A 21034-nucleotide genomic window follows, 5' to 3' on the forward strand; every position below is an offset into this window, starting at 1 on the left:
GCTCAGAACTCCAGGGATCGGTCGACGGCGTCCAGGACCCGGTCGAGGTCGGGGAGGTAGTCCTCCTCGATGCGGGACGGCGGGTAGGGGGTGTCGAACCCGCCCACGCGCAGCACCGGCGCCTCCAGGTTGTAGAAGCACTTCTCGGTGATGCGTGACGCGACCTCGGCACCCATGCCGAGGTTCACGTGCGCCTCGTGGACGATGACGGCGCGGCCGGTGCGGCGTACGGAGTCGAGGACCGGACCCATGTCGAGCGGCGAGAGCGTGCGCAGGTCGATGACCTCGAGCGACTTGCCCTCGGTCGCCGCGGCCTCGGCCGCCTTCATCGCGGTCTTCACGGTCGGCCCGTAGGCCAGCAGGGTGAGGTCGGTGCCGGTCTTGACCACGCGCGAGGTGAACAGCGGCTCGGGGGTGATCGACTCGTCCAGCTCGGCCTTGTCGGCGTGGTACTGGCGCTTCGGCTCGAGGAAGATCACCGGGTCGTCGCAGGCGATGGCCTGCTGGAGCATCCAGTAGCCGTCGACCGGGTTCGAGCAGGCCACGACCTTGAGGCCGGGGGTGTGCGCGAACTGCGCCTCCGGCGACTCTGAGTGGTGCTCGACCGCGCCGATGCCGCCACCGAACGGGATGCGGATGACCATGGGCATCTTGGTGTTGCCCTTGGAGCGGAAGTGGATCTTGGCGACCTGGCAGACGATCTGGTCGTACGCCGGGTAGACGAAGCCGTCGAACTGGATCTCGACGACCGGGCGGTAGCCGCGCATCGCCATGCCGACCGCGGTGCCGACGATGCCGGACTCGGCCAGCGGCGAGTCGATGACGCGGTCCTCGCCGAAGTCCTTCTGGAGGCCGTCGGTGATGCGGAAGACGCCGCCGAGCCGGCCGACGTCCTCACCCATGATGAGGACCTTGGGGTCGTCTTCCATCGCCTTGCGCAGCCCCATGTTGAGGCCCTTGGCGAGGGTGATCTTCTGGGTGCTCATGAGTGGGCCTCCTCGAAACCGGCGGTGTAGGCCGCGAAACCGTCACGCTGCTCGGCGAGCTCCGGGGGGATCTCGTCGTAGACGAAGTCGAAGATCGCGTGCGGGTCGGGGTCGGGCAGTGCCTTGCAGCCCTCGCGGAGCCGGACGCCGAGGTCGTCGGCCTCCTGCTTGACCGTGTCGAGGAAGCCGTCGTCGACCAGACCGTTGCGCTTGAGGTAGGCCTCGACGCGGGCGATCGGGTCCTTCAGCTTCCAGTGCTCCACGTCGGCGGAGAGCCGGTAGCGGGTCGGGTCGTCGGTCGTGGTGTGCGCACCCATGCGGTAGGTGTAGGCCTCGATGAGGGTCGGGCCCTGTCCGTCGCGGGCCCGCTGCAGCGCGGCCTTCGTGACGGCGTACGTCGCGAGGACGTCGTTGCCGTCGACGCGGACGCCGGGGAAGCCGAAGCCGAGAGCCCGCTGGTAGAGCGGGATGCGGGTCTGTCGCTCGATCGGCTCGGAGATCGCCCACTGGTTGTTCTGGCAGAAGAACACGACCGGCGCGTTGTAGGACGCGGCGAAGATGAAGCCCTCGTTGACGTCGCCCTGTGAGGACGCGCCGTCACCGAAGTGGGCGATCACGGCGGCGTCGCGCTCGGGGTCACCCGTGCCGACGACGCCGTCGCGCTGCATGCCCATGGCGTAGCCGGTGGCGTGCAGCACCTGGGCGCCGATCACGATGGTGTACTGGCCGAAGTTGTTGTCGTTGGGGTTCCAGCGGCCGTGGTCGACCCCGCGGAAGAGACCCAGCAGGTCGAGCGGGTCGACCCCGCGGCACCAGGCGACGCCGTGCTCGCGGTAGGTCGGGAAGACGTAGTCCTGCGGACGCAGGGCGCGGCCGGCGCCGATCTGGGCGGCCTCCTGGCCGAGCAGCTGTGCCCAGATGCCGAGCTCGCCGTGGCGCTGGAGCGCGGTGGCCTCGGTGTCGATGCGGCGGGTGAGGACCATGTCGCGGTAGAAGCCGCGCAGTTCCTCGGCGGAGAAGTCCATGTCGAACTCTGCGTGGTGGACACGCTCTCCCTCGGGCGTCAGGAGCTGGACGAGCTCCGGCCCTCCGTCCTGCTGTGAGGGACCGAAGACCTCGACGAGGTCTGGCCCGAACTCTGCATGGGACACGTGTGCACTCCTTCTCTTCGCCGGCCTGCGGGGTCACCGAGGCAGGGTGTGGGAACCGCGTCACGAACGCGTCGAAGTGGTGGTACGGCGTGGACGTGACGGTCTATCCGGCACCGGGAACCGTCTGTGACGGGAACCACACTGCCGTTCTCTCAAGGTACCCGTCCAGTCGGCCCCCTCGCCAATCGAGCGGTGCCTGCCCCAGACCCGCCTCAGGCCCGGGAGCGCCAGAGCAACCAGACGAAGTACGGCGTACCGATCAGGGCGGTGACCATGCCGGCCGGCACCTGGTCGGGTGCGATCACGTTGCGTCCCAAGGTGTCGGCCAGGCTGACCAGGAGCGCTCCGAGGAGCATTGCCACCGGGAGCACCCGGATGTGTCGGGAACCGACGACGGCGCGGGCCGCGTGCGGGGCCACCAGGCCGGTGAAGACCACCAGGCCGATGGCGGCGGCCGAGGCGGCGGTCAGCACGACGGCGACCACCAGGAGGAGCAGCCGGGTCCGCTCCAGGGACAGGCCGAGCACCCGCGGGGTGTCGTCGTCGAGGGCCATCACGTCGAGGTCGTTGCGGTGGCGCAGCAGCAGCGGGAGTCCCACGAGGACGACGAGAACGAGCGGGACGACCTGGTCGTAGGTGCGGCCGTAGGTGGAGCCGTTGAGCCAGGTCAGCGCGAGCTGGGTGTCGTAGGGGCTGGCGCTGATGATGATGAACGCGATGAGCGCCTGGCCGACGGCCGCGACACCGACGCCGACCAGCACGAGCCGGATCGAGTCCAGGCCGCCCCGCCACGAGACGGCGTACACGATCACGAAGGCGACGGCTGCCCCGACCAGCGCCGCTGCGTTGATCGTCCAGAGCGCGGTGGTCCCCACGAACGAGATGCAGGTGACCGCACCCACACCGGCGCCCGCGGTGACGCCGAGCAGGCCGGGCTCGGCCAACGGGTTGCGGCAGACGGCCTGGGTGGCGCAGCCGGCGAGGGCCAGCGCCGCGCCCGCGAAGGTGGCCGCAATGAGACGCGGGGTCCGCTCCTCGAGCGTGTAGTGGACGACTGGCCCCGCGTTCCCGGTGAGCCAGTGGGTCACGTCGCCGAGCAGGAGGCGGTCGTCACCCATCAGCAGCCAGCCGTTGCCTGCGAGCAGGCCGAGGACGGTCGCACCGACGAGGAGCACCGACAGCCCGACCACGAGCAGCGTCGTGAAGCGGAACGGGGACCCGGGGCGGGTGCGCGCGGAGGGCGCGTCGGGCACCGTGCCACCCTGGCGGAAGGTGCGGGCGATGCCGACGAGGACGATCGCGCCGAACATGGTGGTCGCGACGCCCGTCGGCACCCCGGGCCCGAAGGTCCCGGTCGGCACGAGTCGCATCAGGACGTCGGCCAGGACCACCAGGACGATGCCGATCAGGCCCGAGAGCGGCAGCAGCACGCTGTGCTTGTGCACGTCCTTGATCCACGGTCCGGAGAGCCGTGCCAGCACGGGGGCGCACAACCCGATGAAACCCATCGGGCCGGCGACGGTCACGGCGAGGCTGGCCAGCAGGACGGCGATGAGTACGGCGGCCAGCTGCACGAGCCGCACGTTGACGCCCAGGCTGGACGCGGCGTCGTCGCCCAGGCTGATCAGGTCGAGCTGTCGGCTCAGCAGCATCGCGACGAGCACCACGACGACGACCGCCACCGCCCCCTGCGCCGGGGCGTCGATGCTGATCTGGACCAGGTTGCCGTTGCCCCAGGCGAAGAGGCTCTGGGTCTGCTCCTCGAAGAGCAGCAGAAGCAGTCCGGTCAGGGAGCCCAGCGCCAGCGCGAGTGCCGACCCGGCCAGCACCAGGCGCGCCGGACCGGAGGCTCCGCCGGACAGGGCCAGCACGATCCCGGCGCCGAGCAGGCCGCCGAGGAAGGCGACGCTGCCCTGCAGGAACAACGGCAGCGAGATCCCGAGGGCCGCGACCAGGGTGGCCGCGAACCAGGCTCCGCCATTGATCGCGAGGGTGTCGGGCGAGGCGAGGGGGTTGCGGGTGACCGACTGGAGCAAGGCTCCCGAGACGCCCACGGACAGCCCCACGACCAGGCCCGCCAGCAGGCGTGGGAGGCGTGAGCCCATGAAGACGTCACGGGTCAGCTCGTCCCCGCGCCCGAGCGCGAGCTCGAGCAGGTCGCCGAAGCCGATGGCGGACGTGCCCTGGGTCAGGTGCACCGCACTGGCGGCGAGGGCCACCAGGACCAGCACCCCGAGGCCGGTGAGACTGCGCAGGGTCACGACCGGTGGATCACTTCGTCAGGTTCGCGACGATCTGGTCGACGAACTCCTGCGCCGAGACCGGTCCGCCGAACGTCCACACGCCCTTCTCGAGCGGGTAGAGATGGCCGCTGGTCACGAACTCGAGCTCGTTCCAGATCGGGTTCTTCTCGAGCTGGTTGCCGAAGACGTCGTCAGCCTCGACCGGGCTGTTGTAGAAGAACCGCACGCCGTCACCGAGTGAGGTGAGGCCCTCGGGGTCCGTGGTGCCCAGACCCCAGTCCTTGTCGACCTCGCCGGTCCACGCGTTCTCCAGTCCGAGACCCTCGGCGAGGTCGGACATCAGCGAGCCCTTGCCGAACAACCGAATGGTGACGTTGCCACCCTCGGCCCAGCCGTCAGCCATCGCGAACGTGGCGCCGGCGGCGTCGCTCTCGGCGATCGCCTTCTTCCCGGCCTCGAGCGAGGCCTCTAGGTCGCCGATGATCTTGTCGGCCGCCTCGGTCCTGCCTACCGCTTCGGCGATGGTGCGAACGTTCTCCTTCATCAGGTCGAGCTGTCCGGAGCCGTCGGCCGTGTCGAGCACGATGACCGGCACGTCGCGCTTCTCGAGCTGCTTGACGATGGCCTCGGGACCGGAGCTGTCGGTGATCACCAGCTCGGGGCCGGTCTTCATGATCTCGGTGAAGCTGGGCTCGCTGCGCTTGCCGACGTCCTGGACGGAGTCGTCGACCTGCGCGTTCGCCACCCACGCGTTGTACTCGTCGCCGTCCGCGTGGGCGACCGGCATCACGCCGAGGCTGACCAGGGTCTCGGTCTGCATCCACTCCAGCGACACCACCTTGGTTGCGGGGTGGTCGAGCTCGACGGTCTTGCCGCGAGCGTCCTCGACCGAGACCGGACCGCCGGTCGCGACGGAGTCCTCCTGCTCGTCCTTGGCGGGTTCGGTGCTGCCGCAGGCGGAGAGGGCCAGGGCCAGCGGCAGGCAGGCGAGTGCGAGCGCGCGCGATGTCTTCACGGTGGTGCCTTTCGGGGGTGGGTGGGTCAGGCCATCTGGGCCAGGCGACGCTCGGTGCGGTGCACCGGGTGCACGGAGACCCGTGAGGTGGCCGGGTCGCGGTGGATCGCGACCGGGAGTCCGTAGACCGCGGAGACACGCTCCGAGGTGAGGACGTCTGACGGAGCGCCCGTGGCCTGGACGGCTCCGTGGTGGAGCAGGGTCACGACGTCGGCGACGTCGGCGGCCTGGTTCAGGTCGTGCAGCACGACCCCGACCGCGACACCGTGGTCGTCGGCCAGGTCGCGCACCAGGTCGAGCAGCTCGACCTGGTAGCGCAGGTCGAGGTGGTTGGTGGGCTCGTCCAGCAGGAGCACGTCGGTCTGCTGCGCCAGGCAGCAGGCCAGCCACACCCGCTGGAGCTCGCCACCGGAGAGCTCGTCGACGCCACGGGTCGACATCTCGGCGACTCCGGTCACCTCCATCGCCCAGGCGACGGCGGCCGGCCCCTCGGGGTCGCGGGCCTTCCACTTGCCGCGGTAGGGGTGGCGACCGAACTCGACCACTTCGGCGACCGGGACCCCCGAGGGCACCGGTCGGTTCTGTGAGAGCAGGGTGATCACACGGGCGAACTCGCGCTTGCCCAGCGTGGAGACGGACTCCTCGCCCAGCGAGAGCGTGCCCCGGTCGATCTTGTGCAGCCGGGCCATGGCGCGCAGCAGGGTCGACTTGCCGCTGCCGTTCGGCCCGACCAAGGCGTGGACCCGCCCGGGATCGACGGTGAGCGATGCAGCACGGACGACCGTGCGGTCGTAGTAGGAGAGGTCGAGGCCTTCGCCACGGAACTGCGCACTCTGCATGAGGTCAGGGTAGCCTAACCTCACTTGACCGGTCATCAGGGCGTCCGAATGCCGGCGGCTCAGTCGCAGCCGGCCTCGCCGAGGTCCTCGTGGCTGCGATGGCTGGCCGGCTCGACCTGGAAGGTCGCGTGGTGCAGCTGGAAGTGGTCGACGGCGCAGCCCTGGAGCCGGTCGAGCATGCCGCCGACGCCGATCTCGGCGAGTGCCTCGTCGGTGACGGTGATGTGCGCGGAGAGGCTCGGCAGGCCACTCGTGATGGTCCAGGCGTGCAGGTCGTGGACATCGGTCACGCCGGGCACCTCGACCAGGTGTCGTCGTACGTCGGCGAGGTCGAGGCCGGCCGGCGCGATCTCGAGCAGCACCACGAGGGACTCCTTCAGCAGCACGAACGACCGCGGCAGGATCATCACCGCGATCAGAAGCGACGCTATCGGGTCGGCGCGATGGAAGTCGGTGGTCAGGATGACCACGCCGGCGGCCACGGCGAGCACCGATCCGACCAGGTCGGCGAGGACCTCGTTCGCGGCTCCCTTCAGGTTCAGCGAGCCGGTGTCGGAGCGGTTCAGGATCACCATCGAGACCGCGTTGGCCACGAGGCCGACCGCCGCGAAGGCGATCATCGGGCCGGCTTCGACGTGGGTCGGATCGGCCAGACGACTGATCCCGGCCCAGGCGAGATAGCCGCAGACGCCCAACAGGACAAGGGCATTGACCAGCGCCGCCAGGATCTCGGCGCGGTGGTAGCCGAACGTCGAACGCGGCCCGGGTCGCAGTGTGGCGACGTACGACGCCCCGAGCGCGAGCACCACGGCGGCGGCATCGGTGGCCATGTGACCGGCGTCGGCGAGCAGGGCGAGCGAGCCGGTGACGAAGGCGCCGACAACCTCCACGACCATGACGGAGGCGGTCACCGCGAGCACGATCCTCAGCCGCTGGCGGTCCTCCGCCCGGCCGCTCGCATGACCGGTCGAGTGTCCGTGACCGTGTCCGTGGCCCATCAGCGGTCCCGATGACGCACGACGGCGTCGACGGCGTGCTCGGCCTGGTTGAAGGCGACCTCGACGAGCTCGAGGGCGTGGTCGTTGGCCAGCCGGTAGTAGACCCGGTTGCCCTCCTGGCGCGTGGAGACGACCCGGCTCATCCGCAGCTTGGCGAGGTGCTGGGAGACCGCGGCCTGCGACTTGCCGACCTCCTCGGCCAGCACGCCCACCGACTGCTCGCCGTCGCGCAGCGCCATCACGATGCGCACGCGTGTCGCGTCGGCGAGCAGGGAGAAGATCTCGACGGCCACGGGCAGGTGCGCGTCGAGCTCTTCATCCGTATATGCGTGCATGCGCATATAGTCGCACACCCGTCGACCTGTCGCCAGTTCATGTCGACCCGTCGCCAGTTTCAGAGGCTCACGACAGGTCAACCGAAACTGGCGACAGGTCGAGCGGAATTCACGACGGGTCGATCAGACGCGGGCGCGCAGGATCCGATGGACGGCGAACGCGACCGCGAAGGACAGCAGCGAGGCGATCGCTGCGGTCAACGTGACTCCGGAGTCGAAGGCATGCGAGGCCGAGGCCAGCAACGCGTCGGCCGATGCCGGGGGCAGTCCGCCGGCAACCTCCACGGCTCCCCCGAGGGTGGCCCGGGCCTGCTCGGCGTCCGGGCCAGAGACGGTCACCGGCACGTCGATGCCCTGGCGGTAGGCCAGGTTCAGCAGGCTGCCGAGGACTGCCGTGCCCAGCACCGCACCGATCTCGTACGCCGTCTCCGAGACCGCAGAGGCGGCACCGGCCTTCGCCGGCGGAACCGCACTGAGCGCAAGGTCGTTGGACACCGTCTCGGACATGCCGACGCCCGCACAGACCAGCACGAAGCCGATCAGGAGCACGGCGCCCGAGCCGGTGTGCCCCATCGCGGAGACGGCGGCATAGCCGGCCGCATTCAGCAGCACACCCGCCACCATCACCCGCGCCGCGCCGAAGCGCCGCACCATCGGCACCGCACCGAGGCCGAGCACGACGGTCACGACCAGGCCGGGAACCATCATCAGGGCGGCATCGAGCGGCGAGTGCCCGGCGATCAGCTGCAGGTGCTGGGCCAGGAAGTAGATGAAGCCGACGAGCGCGAAGACGCTGACCAGGTTCACCACCAGCGACACCGAGAACACCGGGTTGGCGAACAGGCGGACGTCGAGCATCGGGTTGCTGCGCCGCAGCATGCGGCGTACGAACCCGATGCCGCAGGCGATGCCGACCAGGACCGCCATCAGCGTCAGCTCGTCCAGTCCGTGGGTGGCCACCGACTTGATCGCGAAGACCGAGGCGGCGAGCGCCACCGAGACGAGGGCGATGCCGGCCGGGTCGACCGGACCGGGGTCGGGGTCGCGCGACTCGGGGAGCAGCCGCATGCCGAGCACCAGGAGCGGCACGAGGAGTGGCACGGCGATCAGGAAGATCGAGCCCCACGAGAAGTGCTGCAGCAGCCAGCCGCCGACCACGGGACCGAGCGCGGCGCCCGCGGAGAAGCCGGCCATCCAGATCGCGACGGCGGTCCGCCGCTCGGCCGCGTCGGTGAAGATGTTGCGGATCAGCGAGACGGTGGCCGGCATCAGCATCGCACCGAAGACGCCGAGCAGCGCACGGGCCGCGATCAGCCAGCCCGCACTCGGCGAGAAGGCGGCCATCACGGAGACCGCCGCGAAGCCGGAGGCGCCCCACAGCAGGATCCGGCGCCGGCCGATCCGGTCGCCGAGGCTGCCCATCGTGACCAGGAGAGCGGCCAGCACCAGCGGGTAGATGTCGATGATCCAGAGCAGCTGGTTGCCAGTCGGACCCAGCGACCGCGACAGGGACGGTACGGCGAAGCTCAGCGCCGTGTTGTCGATCGAGACCAGCAGCACGGGCAGCATCAGGACGGCCAGCGCCACCCACCGGGAACGGCGGGAGAGCTGGTCGGGGGCGAGCGGGAGCTGGTAGATCGTCACCCGCACAACTGTACCGTCTGGACGGTACAGTTACTAACCCACGCGATGGTGATCTCCGCCTCCACGCCGTGGTCGATAGGGTCGCCCCATGTCCCGTCCTCCCAAGGCCCGCGAGTCGGCGCTCGCGGCGTACTGCGAACTGCTGCGCAGCGAGGGCGAGCGCGCAACCACGATCGACAAGGTGGCCGCCCGGGCGGGGATCTCCAAGGGCGGGGTGCTCTACCACTTCCCGAGCAAGGAGGCGTTGGCCGAGGCCGCACAGGCCAGGTTCCACGAGGAGTGCGAGCGCGACCTGGTCACGATGGCGCAGGCGCCCGAAGGACCGTCACGCCATTACGTGCGCACCTCCTGGACCAGCGGCAGCGACCTCGACACCTACTACACGGCCATGGTCCGCCTGGCCCAGTCGTCCTGGCAGCCGGCCATCGACGAGCTCGAGAGGGTCCACGCGGCCTGGCTCGACCTGATCCGCTCCGAGGTCGGGGACCGGCACGCCGCCGAGGCGATCATGCTGATCGGCGAGGGCCTCTACCACCACTCGTCCATGCCGGGCGAGTGGTCGCGTGCCACCTTCGCCCGCTCGCTGGACCAGCTGCTCGACCAGGTCGACCGGCTCAAGGCCTGAGGGCCTCGATCAAAGCTTCTCGCGTCCGTGCGGCGAGGTCCATCCGCTCAGGTCCGGGCCCTTCGGCACGATGCCCGACGGGTTCACGTCGGTGTGCACCACGTAGTAGTGCTGCTTGATCTGGTCGAAGTCGATCGTCTCGCCGAAGCCGGGCGTCTGGAACAGGTCACGCGCATAGCCCCACAGCGCCGGCATCTCGACGAGCTTGTTGCGGTTGCACTTGAAGTGCCCCTGGTAGACCGGGTCGAAGCGCGCCAGCGTCGTGAAGAGTCGTACGTCGGCCTCCGTGATCGCGTCACCCATCAGGTAGCGCCGGTCGGTCAACCGCTCCTCGAGCCAGTCCATCGCCGTCCAGAGCCGGTCGTACGCCGCGTCGTACGACTCCTGCGAGCCGGCGAAGCCGCACCGGTAGACGCCGTTGTTGACCTCGGTGAAGACCCGCTTCATCACCGACTCCATCTCCTCGCGGAGGTCGTCGGGCCACAGGTTGGGCGCACCGGGGCGGTGGTGGTCTCGCCACTCGAAGAAGAGGTCGTGGGTGATCTGCGGGAAGTCGTTGGTGACCACCCCATTGGTCGGCACGTCGACGATCGCCGGCACCGTGATGCCGCGCGGGTAGTCGGGGAACCGTGAGAAGTAGGCCTGCTGCAGGCGTTCGTACCCGAGCACCGGGTCGACACCGCCCGGGTCGAGGTCGAAGGTCCAGCTCCGCTTGTCGTGCGTGGGTCCGGGCAGGCCCAGGGAGATGACGTCCTCGAGGCCGAGCAGTGAGCGGACGATGATCGAGCGGTTCGCCCACGGGCACGCCTTGGCCGCGACCAGGCGGTAGCGGCCGGGCTCGACCGGCCAGACCTGGACGTCGCGCGGGCTGTCCTTGCTGCCGCTCGGGAACGTGTCGTCCAGCGGGTCCGCGGAACTCTCCCCGACGAGGATCCGGTCGGGGATGTAGTTCATGTCGCGGGTGAACTCCTTGCCCTTCTCGACATAGGCCTGGCTCTGGTCGGTCACGGCACTCCTCCTGAAAGTTGCTTCTTCAACCATAGTCGGCGCAGGCGTGGCCGGTGAACTCACAGGCAGCGTGAGTGCGGCGGTCAGTGCGGGAAGGTGCCGGCCAGGTCGACCAGGCGGTCGTTCGCCTCGGGCTCGCCGATGCTGACCCGGGCACCCTCGCCGGCGAACGGGCGCACGACGATGCCGGCCTCGTCCGCAGCGGCGGCGAAGTCGGCGGTCTTCTCGCCGAGCGCGAACCAGACGAAGTTCCCCTGGGCGTCGGGGATGTCCCAGCCGGCCTCGCGCACACCCTCGACGACCCGTGCGCGTTCGCCGACCAGCGTCTCCACCCGGTCGAGCAGTTGCGGCTCGGCCTTCAGCGAGGCGATGGCCGCGGCCTGGGCGACACCGGAGACCCCGAACGGCAGCGAGACAGCGCGCAGGGCGGCGGCGAGCGGCGCCTGCGCCACGGCGTACCCGACCCGGAAGTTGGCCAGCCCGTAGGCCTTGGAGAACGTGCGCGTGACCACGACGTTGGGGAACTCGCGGTAGGTCGCCAGCCCGTCGACGGCGTCGTCCATGCGCACGAACTCGACGTACGCCTCGTCGACGACGACCAGCACGTGCGAGGGCACCTTGGCCAGGAACTCATGCAATGCCGTCTGGGTGACGGCGGGGCCGGTCGGGTTGTTCGGGGTGCAGACGATGACGACCTTGGTGCGGTCGGTGATCGCGGCAGCCATGGCGTCGAGGTCGTGCTCGCCGGTGGCGGTGACCGGCACCTGCACCGACGTGGCCGCGGCGGCCGTGACGGCGATCGGGTAGGCCTCGAACGAACGCCACGCGTAGACCACCTCGTCGCCGGGGTCGCAGAACGACTGCATGATCTGGTAGATCAGCGCGACCGACCCGGTGGCCACGGAGAGGTCCTCGACCGGTACGTCGAAGTGCTCGGCGAGTGCGGCGTACAGCTCCACGCAGCCCATGTCGGGGTAGCGGTTCATCTGGCCGACCACGCCCATCGCCGCCTCGACCACACCGGACAGCGGCGGGTACGGGTTCTCGTTCGAGCTGAGCTTGTACGTCGTGAAGTCGGGGCGCGGCACGGGCGGCTTGCCGGCCACGTACGCCGGGATGTCGCCGACGTTCGCGCGTGGCTGGGGAGTCGAGGTCATGGGCGCAGGCTAGTACCCCGCGCGACTCCGGCGCTTGCGGTGCTTGTGGCGCCACGGCTGGAACACCAGGATCAGCACCAGCCCGAGCCCCACCCCGAACGCCGCCCCGGTGACGTTGTCGACGATGTCGGTGACGTCGCAGGCCCGGTCGATGCGGGCCACCTCGAGCTGGGTCTTCTCGATCACCGCGGAGAACGCAGCGAGGGCGACCAGACCCAACGGGGTGAGGATCCAGCCGGCCCGCCACCGGGCCACCGAGAGCACCAGCAGCGCCCCGGCAGGGATGAACAGCGCGGTGTTGAGGGTGCGCTGACCGGACTCGAAGATCCAGAAGCCGTCGGGGGCCGGGCCGCCGATGTCGGTCGAGCAGGTGGCCATCCGCGCGTCTTCCGGAATGGCCAGGTCGACCGCGTCGAGCGGCGTGAGCGTGACCAGGCCGATCACCGTGATCGCCCACAGGAAGCCGGCGATGGAGAAGGCGGAGACCCAGCCGAGGGGCTTGAGCAGGGCGAGCGCCAGGAGCAGGAACACGACGGCGGAGGCCACGGTCCCGAGCACCATCGCACCGGTACCGCCGAACTCATTCACCCGCCAGAGGTTACAAGCCGGGCCCCGAAACGCCGATCCTGTGTGTCCGCGTTGACGCCTTGTCTAGGCTGAGGCCGTGAAGTTCCTCGCCTGGCTCCTGACCAACGCCGCTGCGCTGGCCGTCGCGGCATGGCTCCTGGACGGCATCAGCTTCGAGGGCTCCGACTGGCAGGCGAAGATCCTGCCCCTGCTGATGGTGGCCCTGATCCTCGGCCTCGTGTCGATGTACGTCGAGCCGGTGGTCAAGTTCCTCTCGATCCCGTTCATCATCTTGTCCATCGGCCTCTTCCTGCTGGTGATCAACGCCCTGATGCTGATGCTGACCGCCTGGATCGCCGACAAGGTCGACATCGGCTTCCACGTCGACGGCTTCTGGAACGCACTGTTCGGCGGCATCATCATCACGCTGGTCTGCGGCTTCATCGACGTGGCCGTGCTCGAGGACGACTGATGGCGTTGCCGCTCCCGCGCACCCCCGGCACCTACCGCGTCGCCCTGGTCTGCCTGGGCAACATCTGCCGCTCCCCCATCGCCGACGTCGTGGTCAACCACCGGCTCGACGAGGCCGGGCTGGCCGACCACGTCCACGCCGACAGCTACGGCACCGCCGGCTGGCACGTCGGCAAGCCGATGGACCCACGCTCGGCGGCGGTCCTGACCACCCACGACTACGACGCCACGCAGCACCGGGCCCGGCAGTTCGACGCCGACGCCGTGTCGTCGTACGACCTCGTCCTGGCGATGGACCACGACAACGTGAGTGACCTCGCCGCGATCGGGGTCCCCGCCGACCGCCTGCGCCTGTTCCGCGACTTCGACCCGACACCCGGCGACGGCGTCGTCCCCGACCCCTACTACGGCGGCGACGACGGTTTCCGCGACGTGCTCGCCATGGTCGAGCGCACCGCACTCGGCATCACCCACGCACTGCAGCAGGAGGTCGTCCCTTCATGACGCGCAACTCCGCCACCGCTCGCAAGGCCGAAGAGCTCCTCGACGTCCAGGTCGTGGCCACGGCGCCGGTCGCCGGCGGTGACATCTGTACGGCGACCAGGCTCAAGCTCTCCGACGGACGTTCGGCGCTGATGAAGACCCACGTGCACCCGCCCGAGGGGTTCTTCGACGCCGAGGCCCGCGGGCTGCACTGGCTGGGCGAGTCCGGGGGCGTCGCCGTCCCCGACGTGCTGGCCGGCGACGCCGACTGCCTGATCATCTCGTTCGTCGAGACCGGGAAGCAGACCCCCGACGCCGCGGTGGAGTTCGGCCGCGCGCTGGCCGCGACGCATGCCGTCGGCGCCACCGGCTTCGGCGCCGACGCCGACGGCTTCATCGGGCGACTGCCGATGCGCAACACCGCAGCCGACACGTGGGCGGAGTTCTACGCCACCCGCCGGCTGTTGCCCTACCTGAAGCTGGCCCGCGACCGTGGTGCGATCGACGAGTCCGGTGCGAGGGGCATCGAGTCGCTCGTCGGACGACTCGCCGACCTGGTCCCGGTCGAGCCCCCGGCCCGACTGCACGGCGACCTCTGGAACGGCAACGTGCTGTGGGGCACCGACGGGCACATCCACGTGATCGACCCCGCGGCGTACGCCGGTCACCGCGAGGTCGACCTGGCCATGCTCTCGCTCTTCGGCATGCCCCACCTGCCGCGTGCCCTCGACGCCTACCACGAGGCCGCGCCGCTCGCCGACGGCTGGGAGGACCGGCTCGGATTGCACCAGCTCTTCCCGCTGCTGGTCCACGCATGCACGTTCGGCGGCGGGTACGGCGCCCGCGCGGCCAGCGTCGCGGCGCGCTACTGAGCGCGATTCTCAGCCACGCCTCAGGAGTCTTTGGCACAGTGGTGTCGTGAACAGTGCTGCACCCAAGCCCCACGTCCTCGTCGTCGACGACGACCGGGCCGTCCGTGAGTCCCTCCGGCGCTCCCTCGAGTTCAACGGATTCACCGTGTCGATGGCCGAGGACGGCGCCCAGGCCCTGGCCGGGATCGGCAACCTGCGACCCGACGTCGTCGTGATGGACGTGATGATGCCGCGGCTCGACGGCATCGAGGCGACCCGGGCACTGCGCACTGCGGGCAACGACGTACCGATCCTCGTGCTGACCGCGCGCGACGCCGTGGGTGACCGCGTCGACGGCCTCGACGCCGGCGCTGACGACTACCTCACCAAGCCGTTCGCACTCCAGGAGCTCCTCGCCCGGCTGCGCGCACTGCTGCGCCGCGTCGTACCCCACGACGAGCTGGTCGACGAGACGCTCGCGTTCTCCGACCTGACCCTCGACCTGGCCAGCCGCGAGGTGCGCCGCGGAAAGCGCGCCATCGAGCTCACCCGCACCGAGTTCGCGTTGCTCGAGATGTTCATGCGCCGCCCCAAGCGGGTGCTGGAGCGCTCGTTCATCCTCGAAGAGGTGTGGGGCTACGACTTCCCCACCACTGCGAACTCCCTCGAGGTGTACGTCGGCTACCTGCGCCGCAAGACCGAGGCCGAGGGCGAGGCCCGGCTGCTGCACACGGTGCGCGGGGTGGGCTACGTGCTTCGGGACTCCCCGTGACGGGCAGCCGAATCTGATGGGCCGACTCTGATGGGCCTGTCGCCGCGCGAGCCGAGCCGGTGGCACTACCGCCGCAGCCTCGCCAGCCGGGTCACCCTGCTCACCACGTTCGCGGTGGGCCTGACGGTCGCCGTCCTCGCCCTGGGTGCCTACGTGACCGTGCGCATGCAGATGCAGGCCAGCCTCGACGCCTCACTGATCGACCGGGCCCAACGCGCCTCTCAGGCTCCGACCCTGTCCGAGCTGACCGTGGAGATGCGCTGGCCGTCGTGGGCGTTCGGCGCCGCCGACGTCCGCATCGCGTTCATCCGCCAGGACGGCAAGACCTGGTCGATCGACGACGGCCCGGTGCTCAAGCTCGGTGGCGACGAGATCGACGTCGCAAGGGGCGACGCACACAGCTCGATCCGCACCATCGAGGCCGGTGACACCCGCTACCGCGTGGTGACCGTGCCGACCCGCGACGACGGTGTGGCGCTGGTGATCGCCCAGTCGCTCGACTCCCAGGAGACCGTGCTCGGGCGCCTCGGCATCGTGATGCTGCTCTTCGGGGTGGCCGGCGTGATCGCTGCCGGAGTGGCCGGCTGGGGCGTGGCCCGCAACGGGCTCCGGCCAGTACGCCGGCTCACCTCGGTGGTCGAGGAGATCGGCCGCACCGAGGACCTCACCCCCATCGAGGTCGAAGGCAACGACGAGATCGCCCGGCTCTCCTCGGCGTTCAACACCATGCTGGCCGCGCTCGAGGCCTCCCGCGAACGGCAACGCCAGCTGGTCGGCGATGCCGGCCACGAGCTGCGCACGCCGCTGACCTCGCTGCGCACCAACCTCGACCTGCTGCTCCAGGCCGACGCGTCCGGCGGCATGCCACCCGAGGCCCGCGCCGAGCTGCTCGACGACGTGGGTGCCCAGATCGAGGAGATGACCAACCTGATCGGCGACCTGGTCGAGCTCGGCCGCGACGAGCACGCGCCGCACCAGGTCGAGCTGGTCGACCTCAAGGAGGTGCTCGACCGGGCCATCACGCGGGTACGCCGTCGCGCGTCGAGCATCGACTTCGACGTCGAGGCCGAGGACTGGTGGGTCACCGGCGAGTCGGCCGCTCTCGAGCGCGCCGTGATGAACCTGCTCGACAACGCCGCCAAGTGGAGCCCTGCCGACGGCACGGTGACCGTCCGCCTGGCAGACGGTGTGCTGACCGTCGCCGACCAGGGCCCCGGCATCTCCGAGGCCGACCTCCCCTACGTCTTCGACCGCTTCTACCGATCCACGGAGTCGCGGTCGATGCCCGGCTCCGGCCTGGGGCTCTCGATCGTGCGGCAGACCGCTGTGCGCCACTCGGGGTCGGCCGAGGCGAGCACTCTCCCCGACGGCGGCGCCTGCCTGACGTTGCGACTGCCCGGACGCACCCTGCAGCAGGTCTGACCCGGTGCGCTTCCCTGACCCGGCCACGTCCACGGTGGCCTTCACCGACGTGGCCGGCGAGATCTGGTCCCGCGCCACGACCGTGCAACCCGCACCGTCCCCGCGCGTCGTGCTGCTGCTCGCCGTGCTGGCGCTTGCGCTCGTGGTGCACCCACTCAGCTGGCACTGGGTGCGCCACCTGGTCACCGTCGTCCACGAGGCCGGGCACGCGTTCGTCGCCGTCCTCGTCGGCCGACGGCTCTCGGGCATCCGGGTGCACTCGGACACGTCCGGGCTGACCGTCTCGCGCGGGAAGCCGCGCGGCCCCGGCATGGTGGCCATGCTGTGCGCCGGCTACCTCGCGCCTGCCGCCCTGGGCCTGCTCGCGGCGCTGATGCTGGCGAACGGCCGCGCGTTCGGCCTGCTGTGGCTCCTGGTCGCCCTGCTCGTGGTGATGTTCGTGCAGATCCGCAACTGGTACGGCGCACTCGTGCTGCTGGTGATCGGCTCTGCCCTGGTGGGCGTCTCCTGGTATCTCTCCGACACCCTCCAGTCGGCCCTCGCCTACCTGATCGCCTGGGTCCTGCTGCTCGCCGCGCCGAAGCCCGTCGTCGAGCTCATGCGCGAGCACCGCGGTCGCCGTACCGGCTCGGACGCGGACCAGCTGGCGCGCCTCACGCCGTTCCCCGCAGGCTTCTGGATGGTGGTCTTCCTGCTGGCGAACGTCGCCGGCCTCGCCCTGGCCGTCGCCACGCTGTTCTGACCTGAACGTCTGACCGGGACGTCTGACCTGGACGTCGATCTGGCCCGACAGGCCGCGGATGAGGGGTTTCCGGGCCGAACATTCACGGCATGATGTCGGCCATGAGCGATGAGAACGCGGGAGACGACTCCAATCCCACGACGGCGATCCGCCCCGGCGCGCGCAAGCACCAGCAGGCCGAGCCGACCCAGCCGTACGCCGCCCAGCCGTATGCCGACCAGCCGCCGGAGCCCGCGTCCCCCGAGGCCGAGCCCAGCGTGGCTCACGCGATCAACGATCCCGGGCCCGACCACGAAACCTCCCCCGTGCCTCCCGCCCAGGCGCCCCAGCAGGCGGCGTACGACGGCCGCCACGCGCACCAGCCCGGTCCCTACGCGCCGCCCCAGGACCAGGCGCCGCCGGCCCCGCAGAGCCAGTTCGCCCCGCCCCAGGATCCTGGCCACCCGGGTCAGCAGGGCCAGTTCGCACCGCCCGGACAGGCCGCCCAGCCCTACGGCCAGGGCCCGCAGCACGCCCAGCCGTGGGAGGCACCCCCGCCGTACCCGACGGGCTATCCCCAGCCGGGGCACCAGGCCCCCCTGGGCCCGCCGACCGAGCACCGACAGACCGGTGGGAGCGGGCGCGGCAAGACCGGCATCGGCCTGCTCGCGGGTGCGCTGATCCTCGGAGCGGCCGCCGGCTTCGGCGGCGGCTACCTGCACGACGAGACCTCCGGCGGCGGAGACGGCAAGGTCGACGCCGGCCAGATCGACATCGCCGGCCTCAACCTCCAGGACCTCGTCTCGGTGCAGAACGTCGCGGAGAAGACCCTGCCGTCGGTGGTCAAGATCGAGGCCTTCGGGGCCTCCAGCGGCAGCACCGGTTCGGGGATCATCATCAGCGACGACGGCCTGATCCTGACCAACTACCACGTCGCCTTCAACGGCATCGAGGGCGACACCACCGTCTACTTCGACGACGGCAGCAGCACCACCGGGTCCTTCGTCGGGGCCGACCCCGACATGGACATCGCGCTGATCAAGGCCGACGACGTCTCCGGCCTGACCCCGATGAAGTTCGGCGCGGCCGAGGACCTGAAGGTCGGCCAGGCAGTTGTCGCGGTCGGCTCGCCGTACGGCCTCGAGTCGACCGTCACCGCCGGCATCATCAGCACCGTGAACCGCCCGGTCAACGTCGCCGGCATGGAGGCCTCGCAGGAGGCCATGGTCTACCCCGCACTGCAGACCGACGCCGCGATCAACCCCGGCAACTCCGGCGGCGCACTGGTCAACATCAAGGGCGAGCTGGTCGGCATGAACTCCGCCAACCGTACGGCGTCCAGCAACACCGGCTCCGAGGGCGACCTCGGCTCGATCGGCATCGGCTGGGCCATCCCGGTCAACGTCATCGCACCGATCGTCGAGGAGCTGAAGAACGGTGACGAGCCGACCCACGCGTGGTTGGGCATCATTCCCGGCAACGCCCGCGAGTCCGGAGTCGCGCAGGGCGCCACGGTCGAGGACTTCACCAGCGACAGCCCCGCCGAGGAGGCCGGCCTGAAGCAGGGCGACGTGGTCGTCGCCGTCGACGACTACCCGATCGCCCAGGGCCTCGGCCTGGTCACCACCGCCCTGCAGTACCGCCCCGGCGACAAGGTGAAGCTGCGGGTGCTGCGTGACGGCAAGGAGCAGACCTTCGAGGTCACCCTGGCCGAGAAGGGCCGCCTCTTCGACGACCTGTGAGGCCGGGCATGCAGTGAGCCGTGCAGTCGGCCGTGCCGTGAGCGCAGCGCCGGCGGAGGCCGGGTCGTGCCGCACAGGGCCTCCGCCGCCCCAGTCCAGGCCCGGCCCCGGCTCAGTCGAAGACGCGGGTCAGGCGCTCGGCCTTGAGGCGGGACTCGGCGTACTCCTCGTCGACGTCCGAGCGCACGGTGATTCCGCCGCCGGTGCCGAGGCGCCAGCGTCCGTCGCCGCTGGTGGTCAGGCTGCGGATCACGACGCCGAGGTCGGCCCGACCGTCGCCGGAGATCCAGCCGAAGGCCCCGGAGTAGACGCCACGCGACGAGTCCTCGACGTCGCTGATGATCTCCATGGTGCGCAGCTTGGGCGCGCCGGTCATCGAGCCGGCCGGGAACAGCGCGCGCAGGGCCCCGATCGTGGTGATGTCGTCGCGCAGGTGGCCGCGCACGGTCGACACGAGCTGGTGCACCGAGCTGTAGGTCTCGACGTCCATCAGCACCGGCACCTCGACGGAACCGACCTCGCAGACCATGCCGAGGTCGTTGCGCAGCAGGTCGACGATCATCAGGTTCTCGGCGCGGAACTTCGGGTCCGTGGCCAGCAGCCGGCGCAGCCGCTCGTCGTCCTCGGCGCTCTCCCCTCGCGGAGTGGTGCCCTTGATCGGCTTGGTCTCGATCGCCCGGTGCCGGTCGACGGTCGCGTAGCGCTCGGGTGACGAGCTGAGCAGCCAGGCACCCTCGTGCTGGAGGAACCCGGCGTACGGCGCCGGGTTGAGCGCGCGCAGTCGCAGGTATGCCGACACCGGGTCCAACCCGGACTCGATGGCGAGGCGGTAGGTCAGGTTCACCTCGTAGGAGTTGCCGGCGTGCAGCTCCTCCTGCACCCGCGCGAACTCCGCCGCGTACTCCCCCGGCACGTCGGTGGTGGAGGCCTCCTCGGTGGTGGAGAACAACGAGGCCTCCTTGGTGGTTGAGGAGCGAGCGCCAGCGAGCGTCTCGAAACCACCACTCCCCGACACATCCACCTCGGGATGCTCGAAGATCCGCACGTTCCTGGTCCGCATCCAGACCGCGGTCGGCATCGGGTCGTCGGCATCCACGGACGCCGGCAGGTCCGGACGGCTGGCGTAGCCGAAGTAGCCGACCCAGTGCACGTCGGCGCCGTCGCCGGCCGACTCCGCCTCGAGTGCGGCGAAGATGTCGTCACCGACCACCTCACGCGTGCCGGCGACGACACGGTGCACGAGGCCGGTGCGGGCGTCGTACGTCAGCGAGACGTCGTCCTCGTCCAGCCAACCCAGGATCGAGCGGCGTCCCGACCAGGGCCGAGCGCCACCACCGTCGAGCCAGAAGCAGCGGTCGTGGGCGGCGGCGATCTCGAGGAAGTGCGGCACCGGGTCGGTCATGTCCGCCCCAGAAAGTTCGCCACGAGCTCGGCGCCGTACCGGCTGAGGATCGACTCGGGGTGGAACTGCACGCCGTGAAGGGGAAGCGTGCGATGCCGGACCCCCATGACGACCTCCGGCTCACCGGGCTCGCCGTCGCAGGTGGCGGTGACGACGAGGTCGTCGGGCAGCCGGGTCGCGGCCAGCGAGTGGTAGCGCACCACGTCGAACGACGCGGGCAGCCCGGCGAAGACGGACGTGCCGTCGTGCCGGACCGAGGCCACGTCACCGTGGGCCGGGGTGATGCGCTCGACCGTGCCGCCGTACGCCGTGACCAGGCCCTGCATGCCCAGGCAGACGCCGAGCACCGGCGTCGTGCCGGCCAGCAGCACGTCGTTGCCGACCGCGAAGTCGGCCGGGTCGGACGGGTGGCCGGGGCCGGGCGAGAGCACGACATGGCTGAAGCCGAGCAGGTACGCCGCGGACGTGGCGTCGTGCTGCACGACCTCGGGCAGGGCCCCGGTGACGGCGGCGACGAGGTGGACGAGGTTCCACGTGTAGGAGTCGTGGTGGTCGACCACCACCACGTTCGTCACCGCATCGATCACATGCGCAACCTACTC

General features: G+C 70.3%; 21 protein-coding genes. 8 read left to right on the top strand and 13 right to left on the bottom strand.

Going from position 1 to position 21034, the window contains the following annotated elements:
- Positions 1–2: 2 nt before the first annotated feature.
- From ASD66_RS15925 to ASD66_RS15960, 8 genes are all read right to left on the bottom strand, one after another.
- Positions 3–986, bottom strand: coding sequence for an alpha-ketoacid dehydrogenase subunit beta (locus ASD66_RS15925; protein ID WP_056683381.1), 984 nt, complete (start codon positions 984–986; stop codon positions 3–5).
- Positions 983–2137: a pyruvate dehydrogenase (acetyl-transferring) E1 component subunit alpha gene (pdhA, locus tag ASD66_RS15930; protein WP_082563873.1), complete on the bottom strand. Its 1155-nt coding sequence runs from the start codon at positions 2135–2137 to the stop codon at positions 983–985. The genes ASD66_RS15925 and pdhA overlap by 4 nt, the downstream gene beginning before the upstream one ends.
- Positions 2138–2349: 212 nt before the next feature.
- Positions 2350–4398, bottom strand: coding sequence for an iron ABC transporter permease (locus ASD66_RS15935; RefSeq protein WP_056683384.1), 2049 nt, complete (start codon positions 4396–4398; stop codon positions 2350–2352).
- Positions 4399–4408: 10 nt separating this feature from the next.
- Positions 4409–5395, bottom strand: coding sequence for an iron-siderophore ABC transporter substrate-binding protein (locus tag ASD66_RS15940; RefSeq protein WP_056683387.1), 987 nt, complete (start codon positions 5393–5395; stop codon positions 4409–4411).
- A gap of 26 nt (positions 5396–5421) precedes the next feature.
- Positions 5422–6234 carry an ABC transporter ATP-binding protein gene (locus ASD66_RS15945; RefSeq protein WP_056683391.1) on the bottom strand — a complete coding sequence of 271 codons (813 nt, stop codon included), beginning with the start codon at positions 6232–6234 and terminating at the stop codon, positions 5422–5424.
- A 59-nt stretch (positions 6235–6293) separates the two neighbouring features.
- Entirely contained in the window at positions 6294–7232 is a 939-nt protein-coding gene (locus ASD66_RS15950; RefSeq protein ID WP_056683393.1) for a cation diffusion facilitator family transporter, read from the bottom strand.
- The gene (locus ASD66_RS15955) at positions 7232–7567 is read right to left on the bottom strand and encodes an ArsR/SmtB family transcription factor (RefSeq protein ID WP_235530127.1); all 336 of its coding nucleotides are present in this window, start codon (positions 7565–7567) and stop codon (positions 7232–7234) included. The genes ASD66_RS15950 and ASD66_RS15955 overlap by 1 nt, the downstream gene beginning before the upstream one ends.
- Positions 7568–7690: 123 nt before the next feature.
- Positions 7691–9211 (bottom strand): MFS transporter, encoded by a 1521-nt coding sequence (locus tag ASD66_RS15960; RefSeq protein ID WP_235530128.1) that lies wholly within the window; start codon positions 9209–9211, stop codon positions 7691–7693.
- 88 nt (positions 9212–9299) lie between these two features.
- Here ASD66_RS15960 and ASD66_RS15965 point away from each other — a divergent pair, with 88 nt between their 5' ends.
- Positions 9300–9836, top strand: coding sequence for a TetR/AcrR family transcriptional regulator (locus tag ASD66_RS15965; RefSeq protein WP_056683398.1), 537 nt, complete (start codon positions 9300–9302; stop codon positions 9834–9836).
- A 9-nt stretch (positions 9837–9845) separates the two neighbouring features.
- On the opposite strand, the gene ASD66_RS15970 is transcribed toward ASD66_RS15965, so the two are convergent.
- The 3 genes from ASD66_RS15970 to ASD66_RS15980 form a co-directional block, all read right to left on the bottom strand.
- Positions 9846–10844: a glutathione S-transferase family protein gene (locus ASD66_RS15970; protein WP_235530129.1), complete on the bottom strand. Its 999-nt coding sequence runs from the start codon at positions 10842–10844 to the stop codon at positions 9846–9848.
- Positions 10845–10927: 83 nt separating this feature from the next.
- Positions 10928–12001, bottom strand: coding sequence for a histidinol-phosphate transaminase (gene hisC, locus ASD66_RS15975; protein ID WP_056891575.1), 1074 nt, complete (start codon positions 11999–12001; stop codon positions 10928–10930).
- A gap of 9 nt (positions 12002–12010) precedes the next feature.
- Positions 12011–12589 (bottom strand): VanZ family protein, encoded by a 579-nt coding sequence (locus tag ASD66_RS15980; protein WP_056891576.1) that lies wholly within the window; start codon positions 12587–12589, stop codon positions 12011–12013.
- A 76-nt stretch (positions 12590–12665) separates the two neighbouring features.
- Between ASD66_RS15980 and ASD66_RS15985 the strand changes: the two genes are divergently transcribed.
- The 7 genes from ASD66_RS15985 (at position 12666) to ASD66_RS25560 (ending at position 19030) form a co-directional block, all read left to right on the top strand.
- Entirely contained in the window at positions 12666–13040 is a 375-nt protein-coding gene (locus ASD66_RS15985) for a phage holin family protein (RefSeq protein WP_056891577.1), read from the top strand.
- Positions 13040–13543, top strand: coding sequence for a low molecular weight protein-tyrosine-phosphatase (locus tag ASD66_RS15990; RefSeq protein WP_056891578.1), 504 nt, complete (start codon positions 13040–13042; stop codon positions 13541–13543). The genes ASD66_RS15985 and ASD66_RS15990 overlap by 1 nt, the downstream gene beginning before the upstream one ends.
- Positions 13540–14394 (top strand): fructosamine kinase family protein, encoded by an 855-nt coding sequence (locus ASD66_RS15995; protein ID WP_056891579.1) that lies wholly within the window; start codon positions 13540–13542, stop codon positions 14392–14394. The genes ASD66_RS15990 and ASD66_RS15995 overlap by 4 nt, the downstream gene beginning before the upstream one ends.
- Before the next feature lie 46 nt (positions 14395–14440).
- On the top strand, positions 14441–15145 hold the full coding sequence (locus ASD66_RS16000) for a response regulator transcription factor (protein WP_056683418.1): 705 nt from the start codon (positions 14441–14443) through the stop codon (positions 15143–15145).
- Between the two features lie 30 nt (positions 15146–15175).
- Complete coding sequence (locus ASD66_RS16005) at positions 15176–16567, top strand: sensor histidine kinase (RefSeq protein ID WP_056683422.1); 1392 nt, start codon at positions 15176–15178, stop codon at positions 16565–16567.
- A 4-nt stretch (positions 16568–16571) separates the two neighbouring features.
- On the top strand, positions 16572–17309 hold the full coding sequence (locus ASD66_RS16010; RefSeq protein WP_235530130.1) for a M50 family metallopeptidase: 738 nt from the start codon (positions 16572–16574) through the stop codon (positions 17307–17309).
- Between the two features lie 101 nt (positions 17310–17410).
- Positions 17411–19030, top strand: a complete 1620-nt coding sequence (locus tag ASD66_RS25560; protein ID WP_200950084.1) for a S1C family serine protease — start codon at positions 17411–17413, stop codon at positions 19028–19030.
- A 112-nt stretch (positions 19031–19142) separates the two neighbouring features.
- Here ASD66_RS25560 and pabB read toward each other — a convergent pair whose 3' ends face one another.
- Both pabB and ASD66_RS16025 read right to left on the bottom strand, forming a co-directional pair.
- Positions 19143–20432 (bottom strand): aminodeoxychorismate synthase component I, encoded by a 1290-nt coding sequence (pabB, locus tag ASD66_RS16020; protein WP_056891581.1) that lies wholly within the window; start codon positions 20430–20432, stop codon positions 19143–19145.
- On the bottom strand, positions 20429–21019 hold the full coding sequence (locus ASD66_RS16025; RefSeq protein ID WP_056683431.1) for an anthranilate synthase component II: 591 nt from the start codon (positions 21017–21019) through the stop codon (positions 20429–20431). The genes pabB and ASD66_RS16025 overlap by 4 nt, the downstream gene beginning before the upstream one ends.
- Positions 21020–21034: the final 15 nt, after the last annotated feature.

Origin of the sequence: Nocardioides sp. Root151, assembly GCF_001427925.1 — a bacterium.
In the GTDB taxonomy this organism is placed as follows: domain Bacteria; phylum Actinomycetota; class Actinomycetes; order Propionibacteriales; family Nocardioidaceae; genus Nocardioides.

Coding starts and splice junctions, on each gene's coding strand:
- hisC (WP_056891575.1), bottom strand. CDS start 12,001: ATGACCTCGACTCCCCAGCCACGCGCGAACGTCGGCGACATCCCGGCG.
- ASD66_RS15925 (WP_056683381.1), bottom strand. CDS start 986: ATGAGCACCCAGAAGATCACCCTCGCCAAGGGCCTCAACATGGGGCTG.
- pabB (WP_056891581.1), bottom strand. CDS start 20,432: ATGACCGACCCGGTGCCGCACTTCCTCGAGATCGCCGCCGCCCACGAC.
- ASD66_RS15990 (WP_056891578.1), top strand. CDS start 13,040: ATGGCGTTGCCGCTCCCGCGCACCCCCGGCACCTACCGCGTCGCCCTG.
- ASD66_RS15955 (WP_235530127.1), bottom strand. CDS start 7,567: ATGCACGCATATACGGATGAAGAGCTCGACGCGCACCTGCCCGTGGCC.
- ASD66_RS15950 (WP_056683393.1), bottom strand. CDS start 7,232: ATGGGCCACGGACACGGTCACGGACACTCGACCGGTCATGCGAGCGGC.
- ASD66_RS25560 (WP_200950084.1), top strand. CDS start 17,411: ATGAGCGATGAGAACGCGGGAGACGACTCCAATCCCACGACGGCGATC.
- ASD66_RS15965 (WP_056683398.1), top strand. CDS start 9,300: ATGTCCCGTCCTCCCAAGGCCCGCGAGTCGGCGCTCGCGGCGTACTGC.
- ASD66_RS16005 (WP_056683422.1), top strand. CDS start 15,176: ATGGGCCTGTCGCCGCGCGAGCCGAGCCGGTGGCACTACCGCCGCAGC.
- ASD66_RS15945 (WP_056683391.1), bottom strand. CDS start 6,234: ATGCAGAGTGCGCAGTTCCGTGGCGAAGGCCTCGACCTCTCCTACTAC.
- ASD66_RS15995 (WP_056891579.1), top strand. CDS start 13,540: ATGACGCGCAACTCCGCCACCGCTCGCAAGGCCGAAGAGCTCCTCGAC.